A 25,472-nucleotide genomic window follows, 5' to 3' on the forward strand; every position below is an offset into this window, starting at 1 on the left:
ACGCACATGAATTTACATAAGAAAGTCGAATTCTCCATATTCCTTTTCTTTAACTCTACCATGTAATGCGGTATCTTTGACATGTGCTTATTCAGTAAAATATTGAATCTAAAACTATAAAATACAATGAAATTCTGTAGAATTATTTTTTGTCTGTGGTTATTGGTCTGTTTCTTTCCAATAGGTATTCATGCAGATATACAACTTCCTTCTATATTATCAGATAATATGGTACTTCAGCAAAATGCGAAAGTACGTTTTTGGGGAAAAGCACGTCCCGGAGAAAAGATTTTGGTAAAGACTTCATGGGATCATAAGAAATACAAGGTGACTGCTTTAGCAAACGGTCATTGGGAACTGATGATACAAACACCGGCTGCTACTTCCGGACAATCTGTAATGTTGAAAGGTGATAATAAGATCCGGATCAATAATATATTAATAGGTGAAGTTTGGCTTTGTACGGGACAGTCAAATATGGAATTTCCCGTAGCCCGTAATCCGCAAGTGAAATGGAAAACAGGAATGTTGAATGAAGCGGAAGAAATGAAAGATGCTGATTTTCCGGAAATCCGCCTGTTTCATGTAGAGCATCAACTGGCACCTGATGGTGAAAAAGAAGATTGCGTTGGAAAGTGGGTGGTTTGTAATCCGGAGAATCTGAAGGACTTTTCTGCTGTAGGATTTGTCTTTGGACGTAAATTGTATAAAGAATTGAGTACACCGGTTGGATTGATTCAGTCTACTTGGGGAGGAACACATGCTGAATCCTGGACAAGTATGAAAGTGATGGAAAACAATCCGCTGTATGCTGATGTCTTAAAACAATATTCGAAGGAAAAGGTGAGTAGGGAAAAAGATAAGTGTAAGGTTCCGGCTACTTTGTGGAATGGTATGATTGCTCCTATAGTAGGGTATACAGTGAAAGGAAATATCTGGTATCAGGGAGAATCCAACTCTGTTCGCTATGAGAAATATCAGGAAGTATTTACTAACTTGATAAATAGTTGGCGGAAAGAATGGAATCAGCCGGATATGCCTTTCTATTTTGTACAGATTGCACCACATTACAAACAACCGGCAGGTATTCGTGAAGCACAATTAAAAACATGGTTAAGTGGACTTGAAAACATTGGTATGGCAGTAGTGACGGATGCAGCCGATTCTACCGACATACATCCACGAAATAAAGTTGCACCGGGCGAACGGCTGGCAGCTTGGGCATTAGCAAAGCAATATGGTAAAAAGATTGTTTATTCAGGACCTCTCTACAAATCAATGAAAGTGAATGGGAGAGAAATTACATTAGATTTTGAATTTGCGGAAGGTGGCCTGCAGACACCCGGCAATGAACCGGTAAAAGGATTTTTTATTGCCGGCAATGATGCGCGGTTTTATCCGGCTGATGCTGTGATTGATGGAAGTTCGATAACACTTTCTTCAACTTATGTCTCTGCACCTGTAGCTGTACGCTACGGTTATGGGACTTTCTTTAGAGTGAATCTGTTTAATAAAGCCGGACTTCCGGCAGTTCCTTTCCGTACGGATACTTTTGCTCCCGACACTTATTATCGTCTGTTTGCCGATTCGGAAATTCGTCGTTTCCCGGAAGCGTGGCAACTGGATCATGGAAAACGCCTGTATTTTGGTTATGCGCAAGGAGTAGGTTGTTGTGCGATGTTACAAGTTTGGAAGAAAACAGGAGACCGTAGGTACTTTGATTATGTAGAGGCATGGGCTGATTCTTTGGTAGACGACAAAGGAGAGATTCATTTATATAAGAAAGAAACCTATAATCTGGATTATATAAATTCCGGAAAAGTTCTGTTTGATTTGTACAAGGAAACCAAAAAGGAGAAATATAAATTGGCTATCGAGAATTTGATAGATCAGCTAAAAAAGCAACCTCGTACAACAGATGGAGGTTTCTGGCATAAGAAAATATACCCTAATCAGATGTGGTTGGATGGATTGTATATGGCTTCTCCTTTTATGGCTCGATATGGAGCTGAATTTAATTGTCCGGAATGGATTGATGAGGCTGTTAAACAATTCACTCTATGCCATCAACATACTTATGACGCCAAGACCGGACTTTACTATCATGCATGGAATGAAGACCGGAGCCAGCGATGGGCTGATCCGGAGACTGGTCATTCTCCTAATTTCTGGGGACGTAGTATAGGTTGGTGGTTTATGGCTATGGTAGATGCTTTGGAATATATTCCCCAAGATCATTCAGGTTATGCTGATATGATTAAATGGACGAAAGAATTAGCAGAAACCCTTTCAAAATACCAAGATAAAAATGGCTTGTGGTATCAGGTAATTGACCAACCTTCACGTACCGGTAATTTTCCGGAAGCTTCTGTTACGACACAATGTATGTATGCCTATATGAAAGCTGTAAATAAAGGATATATTGATAGTAGATATCGTGCCATTGCAGAAAAAGCCTTTAAAGGTCTGTGCAATAAACTGCTAATCTCAAATCCGGACGGAACATTGACATTGACAAGATGTTGCCAAGTGGGTGGGTTAGGTGGTAAGCCTTACCGTGACGGCAGTTTCGAGTATTATATAGGAGAGAAGATGAGAGATAATGATGCTAAAGCAACAGGACCTTTCATTATGGGATGTATTGAGTTGAATAAATAACAAGATTCTGGGATGAAAATATTTGCTATATATTGCAACACTTTTGTAAGGGTATTTGTGGATATTTCTATTCCTAAGAATATTATTAAGGGCACTCCTTAAAGGATGTACACTTTTTAAATTTGATTTTATTTATTAATCAAATAAGTATTTTTAATTATAATTTTATAAGAATGAAAAACACTGTATCTTTTCAGAGGAAAGGCATATCTATTGCCATGAAATGCTTTACAAGCATTTTCTATTTCTTCTTATTTTCGTTTTCATCGCTAGCGGCTTGTGTTGATAAAGAACCGGTAGATGAAGAAGATGTAGACCCTGCTATTAATCCCCCTATTACTTTTGTGGAGGATGATGAAGAAGGTAATAATGAAGGCATTACAGGTCCGGCATTTCCTTCCTTTACCAGTAATAATGCACCAGCATTTCCTGGTGCAGTGGGATATGGAAGAAACGCTGATGGTGCCCGTGGAAGTAACACTAAATCTGTTTATGTTGTAACCAATCTGAATAATAGCGGTACAGGGTCACTAAGAGATGCCGTCAGCCAGTCAAACAGAATTATAGTATTTAACGTATCGGGTGTGATTGATTTAAACAAAGAAGTGCTCGTATTTAAGGACAACCAAACGGTTCTGTTCCAAACAGCTCCAGGTGATGGTATTGAACTTTATAATGGTAGGACTTCTTCTACCAATGCAGATAACCTGATTGTACGCTATATGCGTATGCGTGCCGGTCGGCAGGTTAGTGGCAGTGACAATATAGATGCGGGAGGAGCGGCTTACGGTCACGACCAAATTTATGACCATTGTTCTTTTACATGGGGGACAGATGAATGTTTTTCACTTAACAATGACAAACAGCCAGAGGGACTTTATAACATTACATTACAAAATTCAATACTAGGGCAAGGATGTCAGAATCACTCTTGTGGAGGATTAGTTCAAACGAGTGACGAAGAAGGAATTACTGTTTACCGAAATCTATTTATTGATAATAAGACTCGTAATTTTAAAGTAAAAGGACTGAATCAATTTGTTAATAATGTTCTCTACAATTGGGGAAATGGAGCAGCTTATAATATGGGTGGCGAATCTTCTGGGCACTCCAACACAGTCATTGAAAATAATTATTTTATCAAAGGACCAGCTTATACATGGGTGAATACGTCATATCCTATAGCAACTACAGATAAGAGTATGTTCGATGATGAAACGAAATATCATTATAATGGAATAAGTAGTGACAATAACAATTATTTGGCAGATACTTATCAACAAGTAAATCCGACTAAACCTTTCATTGGTGGTACCGGTGATGGCGATTTCGATACCTATTGTGTAGGCAACTATTACGATGATAATAAAGATGGCACATTAAATGGATTTGAAATCACGCAAGGCAATTGGCAAACTTATTGCAGTGCCACTCCTGTCTTTTTGAGTAAACCAGACAGCCAGCATCCGGAAATCACCATAAAAGTTAGTGCTACAGAAGCCTATCACTGGGTTGTTAAAAATGTTGGTCCGGTTTTACCCAATCGTGATTTGGTAGATCAATTCATGATTGATGAACTAACCACATTAGGGATTAAAGGAACGATTTTCCGTAACCAAAACCTAGAACGCCAATACCCTCTTGCCAAGACTTGGCAAAGCATCAATATTGGCACTCCTAGAGTAGATACGGACAGTGACGGTATGCCCGATGATTTTGAAGATAAATGGGGCTTAAATAAAAATGATCCGAATGATGCTGTAAGAACTGCAGCAAACGGATATACTAATATTGAAAACTATGCTCTTTCGCTTGAATTCCCAAATGAATATGAGAAAGCATGGCAAGAAGCATACGGAGAATAGTAACTTATCTAATAATTTATCAAACAATGAAAAACGCTACATTTTTACAAAAGATGTTGTGGCTGCTATGCCTTCCATTGATCTTGCTTTCGTGTGAGGATAAGATGGACGAGCACTATGAAGTGCCCGATTGGGTGGCAGACAACGCATGGGAGGTGTTAAGTTCCGGTGAACACGGTAACTATTCTATCTTCCTACGGGGACTGGAGATTTCCGGTTACAAACAAATGCTGGAAGGCAAAAGTATTCTGACTATCATGGCTCCTGATGACACAGCCTTTCAGGCTTATCTGAACGAAAAAGGATATGCCAATATTGAAGTCGTGCCCATTAACGAAGTCAAAAAGCTCATTGGTTATCATGTACTTTATTACTCTTACACCAAAGAGAATCTAGTTAATTTCCGTCCTGTGGGAAGTACAGAAACGGAAGAAGAAAAAAATGTTGATGCTGGATTATTCTACAAGCACCGCACCAGAAGTTCGGACACTCCGGAATTAGAAAACAGATCCGATGGTTCTTCCGTTATGGTGTATCATCTTGAACGTTATCTTCCGGTATTTTCTTACCGCTTTTTTCAGTCAAGAAAGCTGGATGCCAAAAGCAATTACGAAGCTTTCTACCCCAATTCCACTTGGACAGGAGACAATGGATTCAATGTTTCCAATGCATCTGTCAAAGAGTATGGCATTATAGCCAACAACGGTTACATTCATGCCATTGACCGTGTGCTTGAACCTTTGGAAACTATCTATACCGAGATGAAAAAACGGGACGAATATTCTACATTTTTCAATCTATACGAGTCTTTTGGAGAATATGTTGCCGATGACAACCTGACCAAATCATATGCTGCAGCATACGGTGTGGACACTTTATACCAATATCAACACAATGGTCTGCCTAACATTGCTTGCGAATGGCCGGTTAGCTCCTCACTCGCTTTCACCTCTTTGACAGCTATGGGTTATACCATCTTTGCGCCGTCCAATACTGCAATCGACAGCTTCTTTGAGGAATTCTGGGCAAAAGGAGGATATACTTCCTTGGGCGAAGTTGATAAACTGGCTATGAATTCATTCCTGCGTCAGTTCATTGATGCCGGATTAGCAGTATTTCCCGGTGACATAGAAAAGAGTATCAGTAGTACGAAAAGTGAGGATAAAATCGTGTCTGTGGAAGGTTCCGAAATCAATGTCAATCCGAATACGCTGAACGATAAAATTATGTGTGTCAACGGAGTATTATATGGTATGAACAAAATCAGCACACCGACTACTTTTGCTTCCGTACTTGGCACCATGTTCCAAAATAAAGAAGCACGTTCGTTCCTTTATGCAATGAACGGAACCTCTCTTCAACCATCTTTCGTTTCAAACAATGCAAAATACATTATGTTGATTCCGAAAGCAGCGCAATTTGAAGGTTCAGAGATTAGAACCTCTTATAGCACATCAACGTTGGAACAGAACACGGAAGATGGATGGGTGGAATTGAGCAATTCTTCCAAACAAGGTATTGTGAATATTCATTCGGCGAATATCCCGGAAACGCAATCGGCTTCTTTGCCGGACAATGGGATAAGGGTCATTACTACCCAGACAAGTTGGAACTTCTGGTTTGTCAAAGACGGGAAAATCACTAGTAACGCCCGTTTCAATATGCAACTGAATCCAGAATTCCAAGGAACGGTATTCTCTTCGTTCACGAAAGTTGGTGAAGGCTCTAACGGTACTTCTTATTGGTTTGACAATGAACAGCTCTTTAGCGCGGAAAATGGTGACTTGTCTCGTTCCATCGCTATTTGTGCCGACAAGCGCTATGTTTATTACAACTTTGCCCAATTGCTCAAGGAGGCGGGTATTACTGTCGGTGAGACTATGATGAATATCTTTGGCAAAGGACGCTTTGTCGCATTTATTCCGACGAATGAAGCCATACAGACAGCATTGTCAGAAGGAAAGATTCCGGGCGCTACCAATGCCTCTTTCGATGAAGACGGCAAGCTGACCGGAGAGTTCGACACAGCGACGTTGAAGGATTATTTGAATTCCTATTTTATCACCGGTGCCAAAAACACCATCGCGGCCTATCCTTATCCCGGTTCCAGTTTCAAAAGCGGAACATACAAGACTGAAAGTAGCGTAGCTCCCAACCTCATTTATACGGATAATGGAAGCACTCTGAACCTCGAATTGCAGGGACACGGCAAGTGCCAAGTGGTTTCAACTTATTCCAATTTCCCGTTTGCTTTTGGAGACGGTTGTTTTCACTTGATTGATGGCGTCTTTTTAAAATGAAAAACATAAGTTATGAAATTATTAAAATACATACTAGTAGCATTAGTATTCGTTGTCACTACCGGAGAGGCTTTCGGGCAAGTCAAAGTCTTGTCCGGTAAAGTATCGGAAATGTTCGGATCGACAGCGGATCCTTTGATGGGAGTCAACATAAACGTCATGAACTCCCAGAACCGTTCTTTGGGTGGAACCGTTTCCAATGTAGATGGTATCTATAATCTGAAGATTCCTGCCGGGGAGAAAAACCTGACAATCGTATTCTCTTATATTGGAATGAAAACGAAGAGAATCAAGTATACGGGACAAGAAAAGTTGAACGTCACCTTGCAGGAGGATACGAGAACTATTGACCAAGTAGTCATTGAAGGAAAACGTATCGAACGCAATGAATTGGGTATTACCGCCAGAGAACAGACTTCCGCTACCCAGAAAGTACAGATGAGCGACTTGGTAGACATAGCTCCGATTACGACCATCGAAGATGCCTTGCAAGGGCAGTTGGGTGGTGTGGATGTTGTGTTGGGCGGTGGCGACCCGGGTGCACGTGCTAATATTCAGATTCGTGGTGCAAGTACGCTGAATGCCAATGCCGACCCGTTGATTGTAATCGATGGTGTGCCCTATCCGGCTAATATTAGTGACGATACCGACTTCTCTACGATCAGTAATGATGATTTGGGAGCATTACTTAACATATCTCCACAGGACATCGAATCCATTGAAGTTTTGAAAGATGCTGCTGCTACTGCCATCTGGGGTACTAAAGGCGGTAACGGTGTATTGATGATCAAAACCAAGCAAGGAGTAACAGGAAAGACCCGTTTCACGTTCTCTTCCAAATTCTCTGCCAAGTTTGAACCGAAGAGCATTCCGATGCTGGACGGTAACCAATATTCAGCCATGATTTCCGAAGCTCTGTGGAACAGTGCCAACTATATAGGTCTTAGTAATTCGCTAAATTATCTGAATATGCTTTATAACTCTCCGGAGATCGGTTATCAACCGGACTGGACTTATTTTGACGAATACAACCAAGATACCGATTGGTTGGCTGCGGTACGCAAGAATACACAGACATGGGATAATAACTTCTCCATGAGCGGGGGTGGTGAAAAAGCCACTTATCGTTTTTCTCTAGGCTACCTCAATGAAGGCGGTACGACGATCGGAACCGGATTCAGCCGTTTGAATTCTTCTTTGAGTATCAACTATAAGTTCTCAAGAAGATTGAATTTCGGGGCACAGTTCAACTACTCTCAATCAAAAAGAGATGAAAACTATTACAACGTGCGCTCGGAAGCTTTCCGCAAAGCTCCAAACAAATCGCCTTATTACGTTGACGACACGACCGGAGAACTTACTTCACAGTATTTCAATCACAGTGAATATAGCAACTTGGATCCGGCATTCAAGGAGGACGGTAATGGTAGCAAATATTACAATCCGGTAGCGATGGCAAACGAGAGCGTCAAGAAAACGATCCAACGGGAGAGCAAGATGACTTTCCGTATCGAATATCAGATATTGAAAGGGTTGACTTATAAAGCCTATGCGAACTTGAATATCCGTAATACCAAAGGCCGTATGTTCTTGCCTCAGGTTGCTACCGGCCTTCCTTGGACAGACAGTTTTGCCAACCGTAGTACAGATACCTCTTCCGACCAGCTGACCATTGCTACGGAAAACCAGTTGATGTATCGCAACAGTTGGAAAGACAAACATTCATTGGTTGCCAACTTGTTGTTCCGTACGAATGAAACGACTAACTCCAGTTATGGCAGTCAAACTTCCGGTAATGCATCTTCCAGCCTGTCCGACCCTACTATCGGAAGCACGGTGCAAAAAGTAAGTTCCGGTGATTCTAAGGTGCGTAATATCAATGGCATTGGCGTTGTTAACTATACGCTGCTCAACCGTTATGTATTCAACGGAACCATTGGAGTAGAGAGTAACTCGGCAATGGGTAAGTCCGAACGTTTGGGGATTTTCCCTGCGGCAGGTTTTGCTTGGCATTTGGCTGACGAACCGTTCATGAATAACACAGACGAGTGGTTGGATGAATTCAAACTCCGTTTCAGTGTCGGTGAAAAAGGTAATGGCGCCGAAGGTACTTCCATCTATCTGGGTTCTTATGCATCCGGTGACAACTATATGAATATGAACTCCATCAAACCCAGTAGCATGCAGCTCAACAGGTTGAAATGGGAAACGACTACCGAATATAATACAGGAGTGGATATTTCTCTTTTCAAGAACAGAGTAAGTCTAACAGTGGATGTGTATCAGAAGTATACAAGAGATATGTTGCAACCAAAAATGAGCACGCCTACCAGCATTGGTTACGGTAGTGGATATAGGATGGCTTACTATAACTCAGGAAAGATGACTAATAAAGGTTGGGAGTTCCGTGCAAACATAATCGCTCTTAAACGTAAGGACTTTCAGTTGGGATTCAATTTCAACATCAACCAAAATACCAATAAGATTACAGAAATTCCGGTAAACTATACGGAAGAAAACTACACATTCGGTAACGGGAACTATGCTTTTCGTTATGAAGTCGATCGTCCTTTAGGCTCTTTTTACGGTTATCGCTACAAAGGTGTTTACCAGAATGCGGAAGCAACTCATGCACGTGATGCAGAGGGCAACATTATGAAAGACGTTAAAGGTAATCCTATTGTAATGATGAACGGTCATTATACTGTAGCTCCGGGTGATGCCATATATGAAGACATCAACCATGATGGTGTCATCAATCAGTATGATATTGTCTATTTGGGCAACTCACAGCCGAGATTTACCGGAGGATGCGGTTTTAACATTACTTACAAGCAATTCAAACTGGTTGCCAACTTCTATGGCCGTTACGGACAGAAAGTCATTAACATGACTCGTTTGAACAACGAATCTATGTACGGAATCAACAACCAAAGTACCGCTGTGCTCAGACGTTGGCGCAACGAAGGTGATATGACCGAAATCCCGCGCGCGCTTTATGGGGAAGGTTACAACACTTTAGGTTCCGACCGTTTTGTGGAAGATGCTTCTTATCTTCGTTTGCAAACTTTATCATTGAGTTACCGTCTGCCTAAAAAAGTATGCAGAGCTTGGGGAGTCAATAATATTGATTTCTATGTGACCGGCCGTAACCTCTTCACTTTTACTAAATATACAGGACAGGATCCGGAAGTGAAGACGGAAAGAACATTGGCAAAGGATGAAGCGGTAACGCCGACCTCCATCCAGCTCACTTGTGGTTTTAATCTAAGTTTTTAAAAACGCTACGAACATGAAAAAAATATTTGTTATACTATTACTGACAGGAGGCTTGTTGACGAGCGGTTGCAGTGACTGGCTTGATGTACTGCCTAAAGACAAGCAGAGCACGGATATGTACTGGCAATCTGCTGAAGACGTGGAATCCATCCTTGCGCAAGGATACAGTTGTATGCGCAATTGTATTCCATATATGATTGACTGGGGAGAGTTGCGGGGCGGATCGGTAATTGTTCCTTCCAGAGCTACCGAGAATGGTAGAGTCCAGAATTTTCAAGTACTTCCTAACAATTCAAGAGTGGCATGGGGTACATTCTACCAAGCCATTGGCATGGCGAATGCTGTATTGAAATATGCGCCGGGTGTGATGGAGAAAGACGAAAGTTACCATGAATCCCAGATGAATTCACACTGTACGGAAGCCTATTTTATTCGTGGATTGATGTATCTGTATCTGGTACGTAATTATGGAGAAGTACCTTTGATCACCGAACCTTACGTGGATGATGAGATGCCGACCAATGTGGCCAAATCATCTGAACAGGAAATCTTGGAACAAATAAAGAGCGATATGCGTACAGCTCTGGATACCAATGCAGCCAAGGAATTTTTTGAAGATTCATGGGCAACTAAAGGACGTTCCACCAAATGGGCTTTGTATGCGTTGATGGCGGAAACCTGCTTATGGGCGGAAGATTATGACGAATGCGTCACTTACGCTGACTATCTAATTAATGCTACCTCCGGTAGGCGTCCGGTTTTCATGTCTGTCCCCAGCCAATGGTTCCAAATTTTTTATCCGGGCAATAGCAATGAGTCCATTTTTGAATTGCAGTTCGATGGCGCTACTTATTACCAGACAAACAATTGTCCGACTAGTATTATGCCATACAGTACTTCCAGTACCAATAAAACTTATATGTATTCTGAAGCGATGACATTGCGTTTGTATGAGGAGAGTCTGAAAGAGGCTGTCCGTACTTATTTCGGTTCATGTGCACCACGCGAAAATCTTCATACACCCAGCTATTATGACGATTATCCCGATAATGCCATTATTTGGAAATACTCAGGGATGGGTACAAATAGTCTGATAGCTATCCGTGGTGGAAATCAGATGGATGCCAATTATATCATTTACCGGATGGCAGATGTCATGTTGATGAAAGCCGAAGCATTGATTCGGAAAGGCGGTAGCGAGAATTGGACGGAAGCCGTAGAGATAATGAACCAGATTCGCAAACGTTCCAACTTAGTTCCCTTGACCGTGGCTATGGAAGAAATTAGTGAACTGGATTTGTTGCAACTATTGCTGAACGAACGGGACATGGAGTTTGCCGCAGAAGGAAAACGATGGTATGATCTGCTTCGTCTGGGAAAGCAGCAAAATTTTAAGTATAAGGCTGAATTTAAGGAACTCGTGATGCAGAACAACAGCACCGCAGAGCCTAAATGGCTAAATTCCGCTTTGAATAACAGCGATGCCTGGTATCTGCCTCTTCCCGAAAGTGATGTGAACACCAACCGATTATTGGAACAGAACCCTTATTATGATAAATAATCAAACCATGAATAAAATGAAAAAGATAGGAAGGATTTATTGGATGCTGCTCATTATCTTATGCACGGCCTGCAATGATCCGTATGAAGGAGACACGTTCTCTGTTTATGATATACAGCCGGCTGCTACTTACTTGTCCAGCCGTTCCGGTGAATTTTCAGAATGGATTTCCATTATGAAATACGCTGACCTATACAATGCCGTCAATCAAGCGACTCAATATTTCACCCTTTTTGTCCCCACGAACGAGGCGGTGAAAGCATTCTATACGAAGAAGGGGATTACTTCTATTGAAGAATTGGGAGTGGAATATGCTCGTAACCTAGTTTCTTTTCATATTGTTCAAGATACAATCAGTCAGGAAAAATTTATCGAGCAAGAAGGCACGTTAAGTAAAAAAACGGTTTCCGATGACTTCCTTTCGGTGTCTTTCGGCAGTGCTGAAAATGGCGGCGGTGGTTTGCAATCAGTCTATCTGAATAAGGAAGCCCATGTCATAGAGTTTGCCAATTTGGTATCAAACGGCTACGTTTATGTGCTTGAAAACACGTTGACTCCGTTGACCGAGAGTGTGTATCAACGTATCGCTGAAAATGGAGACTACACCATCCTGAAAGGTGCATTGGATGCTACCGGATGGGGAAAGGAAATCAATACCATCTACGACACCATAGAAAATCAGTCGGGAGGTACTACTCAGCAAAAGCGAAACTATACCTTCCTTGCCGTAACGGATGCAGTTTTTAGTGAAAACGGTATCAGTAGTTTGCAAGATTTAGTACGGAAATTGGAAGCAGGTTCTGACTATACTAATCCGGATAATGCTCTTTATCAGTACGTTGCCTATCATATTTTGCCGGGAAGCTATGATCTGAAGAAAATGAGGAGTTTTGATACAGCAGACGTAACTTCTAAAATTTGGGATACTTCAAGTACCGGAAATATCGTCAAGGTAAGCAACAAGAATGATATTTTCTATCTCAACTATGCAGATGAGGAACATCGTGCCACGTTCCTCGAAGATTACAGTGACTTGCAGGCAAAGAACGGATACATTCATCAAGTCAGCACATGGTTGCCCATCGCCGAAGCTGAACCGGAAACTGTTTTGTTCGACTTGTGTAATTACTCCCTCATCGGTGAATGGATTGCAGCTGGTCATGGAGAAGAAGGTATCAAATTTCAGGCAGTAGGAGATGAAGAGAAAAAGTGTTCGGTGACAGAATTAAACTGTTATCAATATGAATTAGTAAATCCGGCAGGAGCGTATGACAGTTATTATAATGTTACTTATTTCCAGATAAGTTCAAAAAATGATTGGAAAACAGCAAATAATGGTGATCTTCTAATGCTGAATATTGGTAACACTGGATGGGTTTCCATGCAAACTCCTTCCATTATCAAAGGTAAATATAAAGTGACTCTGCAGTTTGGATATGCTACATCGCAACTATTCATTAAGCAACAAAGTAATAGCAATGGCGGACAAATGGATTTCAAGCTGATAAGCGGAACAGAAGAAGTTTTGTTGAACGAGCAAACTGAATATAAGCCTTATACAGAATTAGAAGGTTCAGCTCCTAAATTAGGACTCTATAAAAGCGTCATAAATAATGAAATAGAGTTTACAGATACTCAATCATATACTTTAAAAATAGTATTGAAAGATCCGGGAGCTAGCGCTAGTTCCAACTCTAAATATCGTATTTATCTGGATTATATCTTATTTGAACCTGTAATAGAAGAATAAAAGAACCATGAAAACGAAAAAATACATACTATATGCTCTATCCTTTCTGACATTGATAGGCAGTAGTTGTTCCGACACATGGGACAACCATTACGCTCAAGAGCAGAGTGCAGTAAACAATGACCAAATTACGATTGTCAATAAACCGCTGACCGAGTATCTGGCAGAAGAATCTTCGTTGACCAATATGTATCAGTTGTTTAAGGAAACCGGTATGATTGACGAAATGCAGAAAAAGGAACAGATGTACACCATCTTAGCTACGGAAGCAGATCTGGCACCAACAAGAGCTGCAAGCAACGATGATGTATATACCGCTCAAACTTATATCTCCGATGCATCTATTTCTCCGTCTAAAATTACAGATGGCCAACGTCTTTTGATGTGGAGTGGCAAATTTTTGAATATCAAGAAAACGGAAGAAGAAACCGGGAACATCATCCAGTTCAATAATGCAACAGTAACTAAAATAGTGAAACTGACTAATGGTTATCTTTACATACTGGATCAGGCGATTGTATCTCCGCGAAGTATGTATGAGATTATTGAATCATTGGGAGACGATTATTCCATTTTCCGTCAGATGATCTTGTCGCGCAATCAACTGACATTCGACAAGAACGCCAGTGAAATTATTGGAGTGGACAACACGGGAAATACGGTTTACGACTCCGTATTTACTGTAAAAGCCCCTTATTTTGAGAATAAAGGCTTCGACATTATGTCGGAAAACGTGACTGCAACCATGCTGATTCCTTCCAACGAGGTAATCAATGATGCTTTGACTACCGCACGTCAGAAACTGACAGAATGGGGACTGGAACGCGAAGACAGTATCATTAGAAACTGGGTATTCCAAGCTGCGTTTTTCAACAAGAAGTACACTAAACTGGATTTTGAGGAGAACGAAGACCTCAAATCGGTGTTTTCCAAGCAGTGGCGTACCACCGTTCAGGAAGTAGATCTTGACCATCCGGTAAACATGAGTAACGGAACTGCATACTATGTGAAGAAGATGAAAATTCCTACCAATGTGTTGATTTATCGTCTGAAAGATCATTTTTATTACTATGAAAAGATGACGGCATTAGAAAAAGAAACTTATTTCAAAACGACAAATCTGGCATATAAGGAAATTGGACATAGCGATGGTAAAAGTTATCATGACGGATGGCCTGCAATGGGATTTCCTAGAATCTATTATTACACTTTGGTGTATGATCTGGCAGATCCTGCAAACAAAACTTATACGCTTGAATTTACACCATTCAAGTATAAAGAAATGGGAACTACAGAGCATGAGGTTTCACCTTATAAGATTCCGGAAGGAACATATAAGATTTATTTCGGATTTGAACAGGACAAAAGTGGTAAAGTTGGACAGGTGAAGATATTTGTCAATGACGTGGAGGTAGGAACCGCTTCAGAAAGTGCAAATAAAGGTACCAATTTCCATTTCGACCGTAATGGCGGTGGATATGCGGAAGGATATGATGCTAATGCTGCCAAAGCTGCCGGAGTTAGCAAATATAGTAACTATGATCGCGATGGTGGAGTCATGTCCAATGAGTTGGTCGTTACGGGAGAAGCCAAACCTATCACGATACGTTTTGAAGGTTCAGGTAATAGCTTGACAAAGGCTATCTTCTTCCACTGGTGTTTGAAACCTACAGAGGATTGTTATTAATCTTATGAAATAAAGACAAAATGAAAAAGATACAAATTTTATTTTTCACTTTTCTGCTTTGCCTTTTTGCAGCCGATGTATGTGCGCAGAAACAGGACAAGGTAAGCGGAAAAATCCTATCTTCTCTCAATACTCCGGTGAAGGGAGCGGTAGTGTCCGTTACAGGAAGTGAAGATGTGACCACAGATGAAAACGGAGTATTCCAAACTGAATGTAAGGATCTGAAGAAAGCGTGGATTTCTGTCTGGGCGGTAGGCTACTACACGGTTCGTCAGGCATTGGACGGACGGAAGGATATCAACATCATCCTGATTCCCGAATCTAAATATAAATATAATGAGACAACGGTTTTGCCTTTTCGGGTTGAAACGAATGAAGTCACTACTTCGGCAGAGAACATCACTAAAAAGGATTTCACGCCTGCCAGCATGAATATTGACCGTGCGTTAGCCGGTCAGATCGCCGGTTTACAGGTCACTCGCGGCAGTGGTATGCCGGGGGAAGGAAGCTATATGAATCTGCGCGGTGTGCGTTCATTTGTCGGTAACAACGCTCCGCTAGTGATTATCAATGGCATTCCTTATATTCCTGACGTGCACAATTCGCAGATGATCAACGGATATAGTCGAAATATTTTTCAAGCCTATAATATCAATGATATTCAGAACATCACTGTTTTAAAGGGTGCGGAAGCTGCTATCTATGGTTCGATGGGTGCCAATGGCGTTATTCTGATAGAAACCGACGGTGCTACTTCAGACAATATGAACACGGAAATCAGTTATTACGGACAGTTCGGAATGAGTTGGAATGATAAACGTATACCGCTTTTGTCTGGTATCGATTATAAGTCGTTCCTGTCTGACATGGGTATGAATTACTATGGAAATATGGAGAACTTTTTCAATAATTTCCCGTTCATGAATGATGCAGAAGGCAAAAACGGTTACCTTTACAACAACAATACCAACTGGCAGGATGAACTCTACCGGAATGGATTCGTCACAGACAATTTGTTCCGTATAGAAGGTGGTGACAATATTGCCAAGTACGACTTGTCATTGGGTTACGCCAACGAACAGGGGATACTGAAAAGTACGAAGCAAGACCGTTATCACACGCAATTAAACGGTAACTTCCTCGTAAGCAAGAACTTTGAAGTGTATGCCACTATCGGTCTGGCTTATATGAACGGTCATTTCCAAGAACAGGGAATGTCCCGGCATACCAACCCGATTTTGGCAGCCTATGCGCAATCACCTTTGCTTGCTCCTTACCAGAAAACGTCCAATGGTGACTTTACTCCTCTTTATTCATCTTATTATTATGGTATCTGTCAGGATTTGACTTTTGCAGTCAGTAACCCTGTCGCCATCGTGAACGAAGTGGACGCTAACAACCGTCAATATGATGTCAATATCAAAGCCGGATTCAACTATCGGATTATTCCCGGACTGTCTGTCGACGGTGTATTTGGCATTTATTATAACTATAACAAAGAGCACATCTTCATGCCGGGTGTAAGCGATCCGGTTATTGTTCCCGCTATTGACACTTACGGTGAACAGAAGAACGTCGTGCGCGAAGGAGTGGCGGAAACGCAGAACTACTTCTATAACCTGAATGCCCGTTTCAACAAAGTGTTCAGTAACAGACACGTCCTTAACGCAATGGCGGGATGCCAAGTGCTGACTACGCAGAACGAACTTGATGGAGCTTTTGCCCGTAATACGACAAACGACTTTTATCAAGTATTAAATTCTGCCAATAAGGTGGGTTCTTATTTCGACGGTTATCTGGCAAAATGGAACTGGATGAACATCTTTGCCCATGCCGACTATACGTATAACAATCTTTTGAATGTTTCTGCAAATATGTCTGTCGACGGTTCTTCTGCCAATGGAAAATATACCAATCGTTTCCGTGTATATCCGTCTGCCGGATTGACATGGATGGCAAAGAATATGTCTTTCCTGATTGACAAGGATTGGGTTAACCGTCTGGAGCTCCGTGCCGAATATAGTGTTACCGGCAACAGCCGTTTCTCTTCCAATTATGGCAGAAATTACTATAGCAGTTTGCCGTACATGGCAGTATCCGGCATTGTGCGGACACAAATCCCGAATACACACCTGAAACCGGAAGTGACCACACAGATGAACTTGAGCTTGGACGCCGCTTTCTTGAGAAACCGCATCAGTTTGGGAGTTGATTATTATCGGGGCAGAAGCAAGGATGTAATCATGAATGTCAACACTTCAGCCGTTTACGGTACTTCCGGCTATTATACCAACTGTGCAAAAATCGACAACAAAGGGGTAGAACTCTCCTTCCAGGCTTCTTTAATCCATCTGCGCGATTTCGAATGGATTGTGGGAGGAAATATCGCGTTCACCGACAATAAGATCAAGTCTTTAGGCGGATATGACCAAAAGACATTGGAATATAGCGATGGCGCCACAGTGGTCAGTCGTGTAGGTGGAAGCCCGTACGAATTCTACGGATTACAGGCCGACGGAGTCTATGCCACTCAAGCCGAAGCTGACAAAGCCAATTTGGTCAACAGCAGTATGCAGGCATATCAAGCCGGTGACGTGCGTTTCATTGACCAGAATAACGACGGACGTATTGACATAAAAGACCGTATATCTTTGGGAAGCGCCGCTCCCGATTATTTCGGAGGCTTTTACACTAACTTCCGCTACCGGCATTTCGCACTGTCCGCAGAATTTGCATACTCTAAAGGAAACAAAGCATACAATGCCGTAAGACGTACTTTGGAATCGGCTTCTTCTTTTTCTAACCAGAGCGTTGCCGTCAGTAATCGTTGGAGCGTGGAAGGGCAAGTGACTGATATGCCTCGTGCAACCTTCGGAGACGCTATCGGCAATAACAACTTCTCTTCACGTTGGATAGAGGATGCTTCTTATCTGCGTATAAAGAATATCACATTGAGCTACAACTTTGATAAACCGATATGGAACTTCTTCCGCTCCGGAACGATCTACGTAACCGGTGAAAACTTGCTGACAGCTACCAAATATTTAGGATTGGATCCTGAATTTGCTTATTCGTCTAGCGACAACGCAACACAAGGATTCGATTATGCGAAAGTAATGCAACCAAAATCCGTTAAACTGGGTATAAACTTGAAATTCTAATTATGAAGATGAAAAAAATAATACTGAATGTCGCATTGATCTTTGCAGCTGCTGTAATGGGTAGCTGTGACAGCTTCTTTGAAGTAGATACGGATGACACGTTGGACGGCAGCGAATATATTTCTGAAGAGAGCGAAATGTATTCGGGATATATGGGTATCATGGCAAAGATGCAGGCTGTCGGTGACAAGGCAATTTACTTGAATGAACTAAGGGGGGAACTGGTAGAACCCACCTCAACCGCTCCCACAGAATTGTATAGCTTGTACAATTATGATGATGATCTGGAAGGAAACTCGTATGCGAATCCTGCTGGATATTATGAGATAATCAATGCGTGCAACGACTATCTTCGGAAGTTACAGACATACAAGGAGAGCAATTCAATAGATATGACCCGCTATAAAGCTTTGGTCAGCAGTACGTTGCGTATAAAAGCATGGACTTTTATGACGATTGCCAAGATTTATGGTAAAGTCGTATGGGTGGACAAACCGATGGATTCATTAAGGGATCTTTCCAAATTCAAGACTTTGGAATTGGATGATGTCATGGCAGCCTGCAAAAATCTGCTGGACATTGGTTTTGATGATGTAGACGGAACATACGAGACTGCTTGGAAAGACTGGGTGGATCCGGATACAGAACTTGCAAACAGTGAATACCGTCGTTGGGATATGATGACGCCTCCTTACTATGCCGTATATGCGGAAATCTGCTTGTGGATGGGTAAATACCAGAAATGTATTGATCTGATACAAGGTGAAATGAATAGAAGATACCAACAGAGTCAGAACCAGTCTATCGCCTATCTGCGTAACGCCCAATTGCTGGGACAATGGGGAAAGTTCTTTAATTACGAGACTCCTTACGATTATGAGTCGGTATCTGCTGTTATGTACAACTATCAGAATAAGCAGACAAACAGTCTGTTAAAACATTTTGATTCCGATTACCCCAATAAGTTCTGGCTTGCTCCTGCTGAAAAAGCGATGGAACGCTTCTCGGATAAAGACTTCGACCCGATAGGTGCCAACGAAGAAGATTTCAGGAAAACCTATACTTTCAAGGAATACAATGGCAAGTGGGTTATCAGCAAATTCCGTCCGCCCTATAATCCGGTGCGTGCCGCTTATCGCGATGACGTGTTTGTCTATTTGTACCGTGGTGCAGAACTTTATCTCATGATGGCGGAAGCGTTCAACCAACTCGGCAAGAAGAATGCCGTTGATGCATTGATAAATACCGGTGTTGAAGGTTATGTGGATGAATTCGAGAGAAATGCGGATGGAGTTCTTTCCGGAACATGGAACGGCTTTACTCCCCACTGGACCAGTTTGAAAACTGTATATAAACTGGCAAACGGAACGACGAGTATTACTAACCGTGCTTATGGAGATAACGGCTTGCGTGGAACTGCCAAAACCAATATGGGCTCTCGGTCATTCACCAATGATATCAAAAGCAATGATGAGGAACTGTTGAAGGAAATGATGCTGGAAATGGCTTGTGAAGGAAAGGTTTATCCAGCTATGATCCGTATGGCGAAACGTTATAATGACAACAGTATTATGGCAAAATATATTTGCGAGAAATATGAAGGCAAGGGGAATGTTGCCGCTATCCGTGAAAAGATCATGAATGGAGACTATTTCATCAAATGGAATTTAAAATAAAATTTCCTGAATAATCCACTGACATGGATTAAGTAAAATATGGGTGACGCGGGTTTTTGAATGAGAATCCGCGTCATTTGTTTCAAATATAAATACTTTTGTAAATAACAATAATAAAGAATCATGAAAACATTCGCAGTATCTATTGCAGTACTTTTTATTTGGACAGCTTGCGGAGATGGAAATCAGCCGATAATTGACCGCGAGGCATTAGTAGAAAGGAATAGTCCTGTTGTGACGGCATTCGATTCATTAGCTTCACTTTCTGTAGGAAATGGAGAGTTTGCTTATACGGTAGACATAACCGGATTACAGACGTTTCCGGACAATTATAAAAAAGGAGTTCCATTGGGAACGCAAAGCCAGTGGGGCTGGCATAGCTTCGCCAATCCGGACCGGCTTACTCCGGAAGAAACCCTGAAAGAATACGATTTTGGCAGGGGAAAGAAAGAACTTTACGCTACTCAATTCAAAGAAGAAGGCAGACAGCAGGATGCCGCTAATTGGTTTCGTGTCAATCCGCATCGTCTTCATTTAGGAATTGTCGGTTTTGACGTGGAAGAAGGTACGGATATTGAACAGGTAACTGACGTTCATCAGAAACTTTGCTTGTGGGATGGAAAAATCGAAAGTCGGTTTAAATTAAACGGTGAAGATTATCAAGTGGAGACAGTCTGCCATCCTTCTAATGATATGATTGCTGCAAATATTACCTCTAAGGCGCATACCGGGATTTGTTTTCGTTTTCCGTATCCTACGGGCGCTCATTGTGATGATGCATGTAATTGGGAAGCCATTGATAAACATACAACGGCTATTGTTACTCAAAATGAATCTTCCGCAGTTTTGAAACATACTTTAGATAGCACAGAGTATTTCGTAACTTTGTATTGGGAAGGGAAGGCTACTTTCAATGAGAAAGCAAAACATTATTTTGTCCTGACTCCGATGGACGATCATTTAGCTTTTACATGTGCTTTTACTAGTACAGCTCCTTCAACGCAGCCTGTTACTGTAGCACAAACTCAAGAAGAAGCAAAAAACTATTGGAACTCGTTTTGGAAGGAAGGCGCAGCTGTTGACTTTTCGGCATGTACAGACCCACGGGCCAAAGAACTGGAACGACGTGTGGTACTTAGCCAATATTTGCTTGCTATTCAGAGCGCAGGTACTACTCCTCCGCAAGAGACGGGGCTTACCTATAATTCGTGGTTTGGCAAATTCCATCTTGAAATGATCTGGTGGCACGAGGCTCAATTTGCTCTTTGGAATCGTAGCAACTTACTTGACCGTACATTAGGCTGGTATGAAAAGGCTGAACCGATAGCGCGTCAAATAGCCCAAAGACAAGGGTTTGATGGTGTTCGCTGGATGAAAATGACCGATCCTTCAGGAACAGAAGCCCCTTCCAAAGTAGGAAGTTTTCTGATTTGGCAACAACCTCATTTAATTTATTTGGCAGAATTACTTTATCGTGCTGATCCGACTAAAGAAGTATTGGAGAAATATAATCGTTTGGTACAGGAGACTGCAGAATTTATGTACTCTTTTGCTACATACGATGAACTGGAAGGACGTTACGTATTGAAAGGTGCCATTCCTGCACAAGAAACGTTGCGTGCTGCAGAAACAATTAATCCTCCTTTTGAACTTTCTTACTGGCATTTTGCCATGCAGACCGCTCAACAATGGCGTGAACGTATGGGACAGCAACGTAGTCTGGAATGGGATGAAATGATCGACAAACTTTCCCCTTTAGCATCTAATAATGAAGGACTTTATCTGGCTGCTGAAACAGCCATAGATACTTATAAAGATATTCGTTATACTTCCGACCACATGGCAGTATTAGGGGCAGTCGGTATTCTTCCGATGAATAAACTTATCCGGGAAGATTATATGAAAAATACATTGCACTGGATTTGGGATAACTGGAATTGGGGTAAAACCTGGGGATGGGATTATCCGATGACGGCTATGAATGCTGCCCGTTTGGGTGAACCGGAAAAGGCCGTCGGAGCTTTACTGATGGATAAACGCACAAACACATACTTGCCGAATGGTCATAATTATCAGGACGGTCGTTTACGTATTTATTTACCGGGTAATGGCGGCTTGCTGACTGCTATTGCGATGATGTGTGCCGGTTGGGACGGATGTACGGAGATTAATCCGGGATTTCCGAAAGATGGAACTTGGAATGTCCGTTGGGAAGGATTGAAGCCATTACCATAATCAAACACAAAAAAATATGAGTTATTTTCATCTGAATCTTATTTTAAAAGGAAAGCTGACAGTTTGTTGCCTCTTGATGTTGCCGGCGATACCATTAAATGCTCAAAGAGAGGCAAAGCAGATCGGTGACTTTAAAGAATCCATCTCCTTGAATGAACATCTGCGAGGTACAAAAAGGACGTTGCAATATCGTCCCGATGGTGATGAGTTTGTTTGTGTCAATGGTAAGAATCGGTATACCCGTGCTTTGTACGGTAGTCACAGTCCCTTTCGTGTAGAAACAAGTGACCGGCCGGTTTTTGCTTTTTATAATAACGGACGCGGAGGAAATATAAGTTTCAAAGTCATTCTTCGTGACGGAACAGAATTGGCGCTTGACTGCACCGGGCATTGTGAATCCCGTTATTCGGCTGGAAAACGTACCTATTATTTGACAGACCCGTCTTGGGGAAAAGGAGAACTGCGTATTTCTGTATTGGCATTAGCCGATATGGATGGAGCTATTTGGCGTTTTTCTCCTTCGAATATGCCTAAAGGAGCTATACTTCGTTGGCAACATGGGGGAGCTACCGGAAAACGTTTGAGTCGTAATGGAGATATGGGGGTAGATCCGGCTGATTGCTTCGAACTTCCTGCCGAAGCGACTGACCTTGTCACAGGTGAACTTTCTTTGCAGAAAGAAGTATACTTGGTACGTGGGGAGGTTCCCGAAGGCTATAATGTCCGTAAACTTTATCAACAAGCGGAGGCAGCCTCTATGGCGTTGGCTTCTCATTTGAAGATAGAAACACCGGACCCTTATTTGAACACGTTGGGTGGTGCATTGGTCGCAGCTGCCGATGGAATCTGGGACGGACAGGCTTGGTTGCACGGTGCTATTGGCTGGCGTATGCCGTTAAGTGGGTGGAGGGCCGGATATACTGGTGATGCTTTAGGTTGGCATGACCGGGCACGGACTCATTTTGATGCTTATGCAGCCAGTCAGGTGACTGATGTCCCGAATACAATACCTCATCCGGCACAAGATTCTACAATGAATCTGGCGCGTTCGGAAAAACGTTGGGGAACTCCTCAATATAGCAATGGGTATATTTGCCGGAATCCTGAACGTAACAACCAGATGCACCACTATGACATGAATCTTTGTTACATGGATGAATTGTTATGGCACTTCAACTGGACGGGAGATACTGCGTATGTCCGCAAAATGTGGCCTGTGATTACCCGCCATCTAGCTTGGGAAAAATTAAATTATGATCCGGACAATGATGGTTTATATGATGCATACGCTTGTATTTGGGCAAGTGATGCGCTTTACTACAACAGTGGCGCGGTCACCCATTCGTCGGCTTATAACTACCGTGCCAATAAAATGGCAGCTTTTCTTGCTTCTTTGATAGGCGAAGATCCTTCACCTTATCAGAACGAAGCCGAGCAAATATTGAAAGCGATGAATAAGCGTCTTTGGATGCAGGGCAAAGGTTGTTGGGCGGAATATCAGGATTTTATGGGACATCGCCGGCTTCACGAAAGTCCGGGATTATGGACTATATACCATGCACTCGATAGCGACGTTGCTGATCCTTTTCAAGCTTATCAGGCTACACGGTATGTTGATACGGAAATACCACATATCCCCGTGTATGCCGATGGACTGGAAGAGGGGTATGCAACGATTGCCACTACCAATTGGTTACCTTATTCCTGGAGTATCAATAATGTGGCTTTCGCAGAGGTAATGCATACAGCTTTGGCCTATTTCCAGGCAGGACGTCCGGAGGAAGCATATCGATTGATGAAAAGTTCATTTCTGGATGGCATGTACTTAGGTAACAGTCCCGGCAATTTGGGGCAAGTCAGCTTTTATGATGCTGCCCGTGGAGAGTGTTATCGTGACTTTGGAGATCCGATAGGGGTAGCTTCCCGATTACTGGTACAAGGATTGTATGGCATTTTACCCGATGTATTGAACGGGAAGATGGTGATTCGTCCGGGATTTCCCGCAGGATGGTCAAAAGCTTCTATTTCTTTGCCTGACATAACCTATCACTTTGTCAGGGAGAAAGATACAGATATTTACCGGATAGAGCAACGTTTTAAGGCACCTTTGGCATTGACATTACAAGTGAATGTCGGGAGAGAAAGGATTCATTCTGTGAAAGTAAATGGGAAAGAAGTTGACTGGAGCTTTGCGGAAGCTGCTTCCGGTTATCCGGTGGTTGTTATTCCTGCTTCTTCTGCCAAAAAAGCAATTGTCGAAATTGTGTGGGAAGGAAACTGTCTGAATCCGGTTTTGCCTGAAAGACAGGCGGAGGCTTTAGCGGAGATCCGTGTTCCATCCATTTTAGGGGCGGTATTCGGTGAAATATATGATCCGCAGGGAGTGCTGATACAGCCGAATGTTAGTGATACATTAATAAAAAGTAAGGTCAATGATCATTTGGGGCATCATACATTCTTTGTTCGCATGAAACAAGGACAGATGGAATGGTGGCAGCCTGTAAACGTACAGATTACAAAATCGGAAAAATCACCGGTCATTCTTCCTTTCTCACAGGTAAATACGTCAGAGTGCCGGATGATGAATATGGATTCTTTGTTCAATGCGAATGTGACTGATATTTTCCGGAATGAGTATCTGACACCCCGTTCGCCTTATACCACTTTACAACTTCCTGTTCAGGGCATTGGCGAGTGGTGCCATCCTAAATTAACTGCTGATATTGATGATGCAGGTTTGCGTGCCTTGGTACGTGATGAGATGCTGACTACCAAACTGGGTGTGCCGTTCCGAACATTGGCTCAAGGAAGCAATATTGCTTTTACTTCGTTGTGGGATAATTATCCCGACAGTTTAAGTATTCCGCTTTCCGGTCGGGCTTCTCATGCCTATTTAATGATGGCAGGCAGTACCAACCACATGCAGTGTCGCATTGCTAATGGTATTGTTCGTGTATACTATACAGATGGAACTTCTGATGTATTGGAATTAGTGAATCCGGATAACTGGTGTCCTATTGAGCAGGATTTCTATGTTGATGGTCAGGCATTCACCGTTGTTTCTCCCCGTCCTTATCGCATTCATTTTAAGACGGGTTTGGTTAGCAATGATTTGGGAAAGGACTTAGGCATAAAGGGTGTTTATGGACGTTCCATCGAGGGAGGAGCAGGTGTACTTTTGGACATGCCTCTGAATCCTTCCAAAGAGTTAAGTCATCTGACGTTGGAAACACTTTCAAACGATGTTGTTATCGGTCTGATGGGAGTTACATTGCAATAAAATAAAAATAACATATTAAT

The 25,472-nt window shown here is 42.1% G+C and carries 11 protein-coding genes; all 11 read left to right on the top strand.

Annotated elements, in window-relative coordinates:
* Positions 1-228 precede the first annotated feature (228 nt).
* The 11 genes from KSX81_RS17520 to KSX81_RS17570 all read left to right on the top strand — a co-directional run bounded on the left by KSX81_RS17520 (position 229) and on the right by KSX81_RS17570 (position 25,452).
* The gene (locus tag KSX81_RS17520) at positions 229-2,658 is read left to right on the top strand and encodes a glycoside hydrolase family 88 protein (protein WP_004301613.1); all 2,430 of its coding nucleotides are present in this window, start codon (positions 229-231) and stop codon (positions 2,656-2,658) included.
* A gap of 173 nt (positions 2,659-2,831) precedes the next feature.
* Positions 2,832-4,523, top strand: coding sequence for a polysaccharide lyase family 1 protein (locus KSX81_RS17525; RefSeq protein ID WP_217725632.1), 1,692 nt, complete (start codon positions 2,832-2,834; stop codon positions 4,521-4,523).
* A 26-nt stretch (positions 4,524-4,549) separates the two neighbouring features.
* Positions 4,550-6,823, top strand: a complete 2,274-nt coding sequence (locus KSX81_RS17530; protein ID WP_004301617.1) for a fasciclin domain-containing protein — start codon at positions 4,550-4,552, stop codon at positions 6,821-6,823.
* A gap of 12 nt (positions 6,824-6,835) precedes the next feature.
* Positions 6,836-10,102, top strand: a complete 3,267-nt coding sequence (locus KSX81_RS17535) for a SusC/RagA family TonB-linked outer membrane protein (RefSeq protein WP_004301619.1) — start codon at positions 6,836-6,838, stop codon at positions 10,100-10,102.
* A gap of 13 nt (positions 10,103-10,115) precedes the next feature.
* Complete coding sequence (locus KSX81_RS17540; RefSeq protein WP_004301622.1) at positions 10,116-11,663, top strand: RagB/SusD family nutrient uptake outer membrane protein; 1,548 nt, start codon at positions 10,116-10,118, stop codon at positions 11,661-11,663.
* A 16-nt stretch (positions 11,664-11,679) separates the two neighbouring features.
* Positions 11,680-13,413 (top strand): DUF5108 domain-containing protein, encoded by a 1,734-nt coding sequence (locus KSX81_RS17545; RefSeq protein WP_032846044.1) that lies wholly within the window; start codon positions 11,680-11,682, stop codon positions 13,411-13,413.
* Positions 13,414-13,420: 7 nt separating this feature from the next.
* Positions 13,421-15,100 (top strand): hypothetical protein, encoded by a 1,680-nt coding sequence (locus KSX81_RS17550; protein WP_004301626.1) that lies wholly within the window; start codon positions 13,421-13,423, stop codon positions 15,098-15,100.
* A 20-nt stretch (positions 15,101-15,120) separates the two neighbouring features.
* Positions 15,121-18,261: a SusC/RagA family TonB-linked outer membrane protein gene (locus tag KSX81_RS17555; RefSeq protein ID WP_004301631.1), complete on the top strand. Its 3,141-nt coding sequence runs from the start codon at positions 15,121-15,123 to the stop codon at positions 18,259-18,261.
* 2 nt (positions 18,262-18,263) lie between these two features.
* Positions 18,264-19,937, top strand: coding sequence for a RagB/SusD family nutrient uptake outer membrane protein (locus KSX81_RS17560; RefSeq protein WP_217725631.1), 1,674 nt, complete (start codon positions 18,264-18,266; stop codon positions 19,935-19,937).
* A gap of 123 nt (positions 19,938-20,060) precedes the next feature.
* On the top strand, positions 20,061-22,172 hold the full coding sequence (locus KSX81_RS17565; protein WP_004301639.1) for a hypothetical protein: 2,112 nt from the start codon (positions 20,061-20,063) through the stop codon (positions 22,170-22,172).
* A gap of 16 nt (positions 22,173-22,188) precedes the next feature.
* On the top strand, positions 22,189-25,452 hold the full coding sequence (locus KSX81_RS17570; RefSeq protein WP_004301641.1) for a DUF4450 domain-containing protein: 3,264 nt from the start codon (positions 22,189-22,191) through the stop codon (positions 25,450-25,452).
* Positions 25,453-25,472: the final 20 nt, after the last annotated feature.

It is taken from the genome of Bacteroides sp. MSK.18.37, from assembly GCF_019129155.2.
GTDB classification, from domain to species: Bacteria; Bacteroidota; Bacteroidia; order Bacteroidales; family Bacteroidaceae; genus Bacteroides; species Bacteroides ovatus.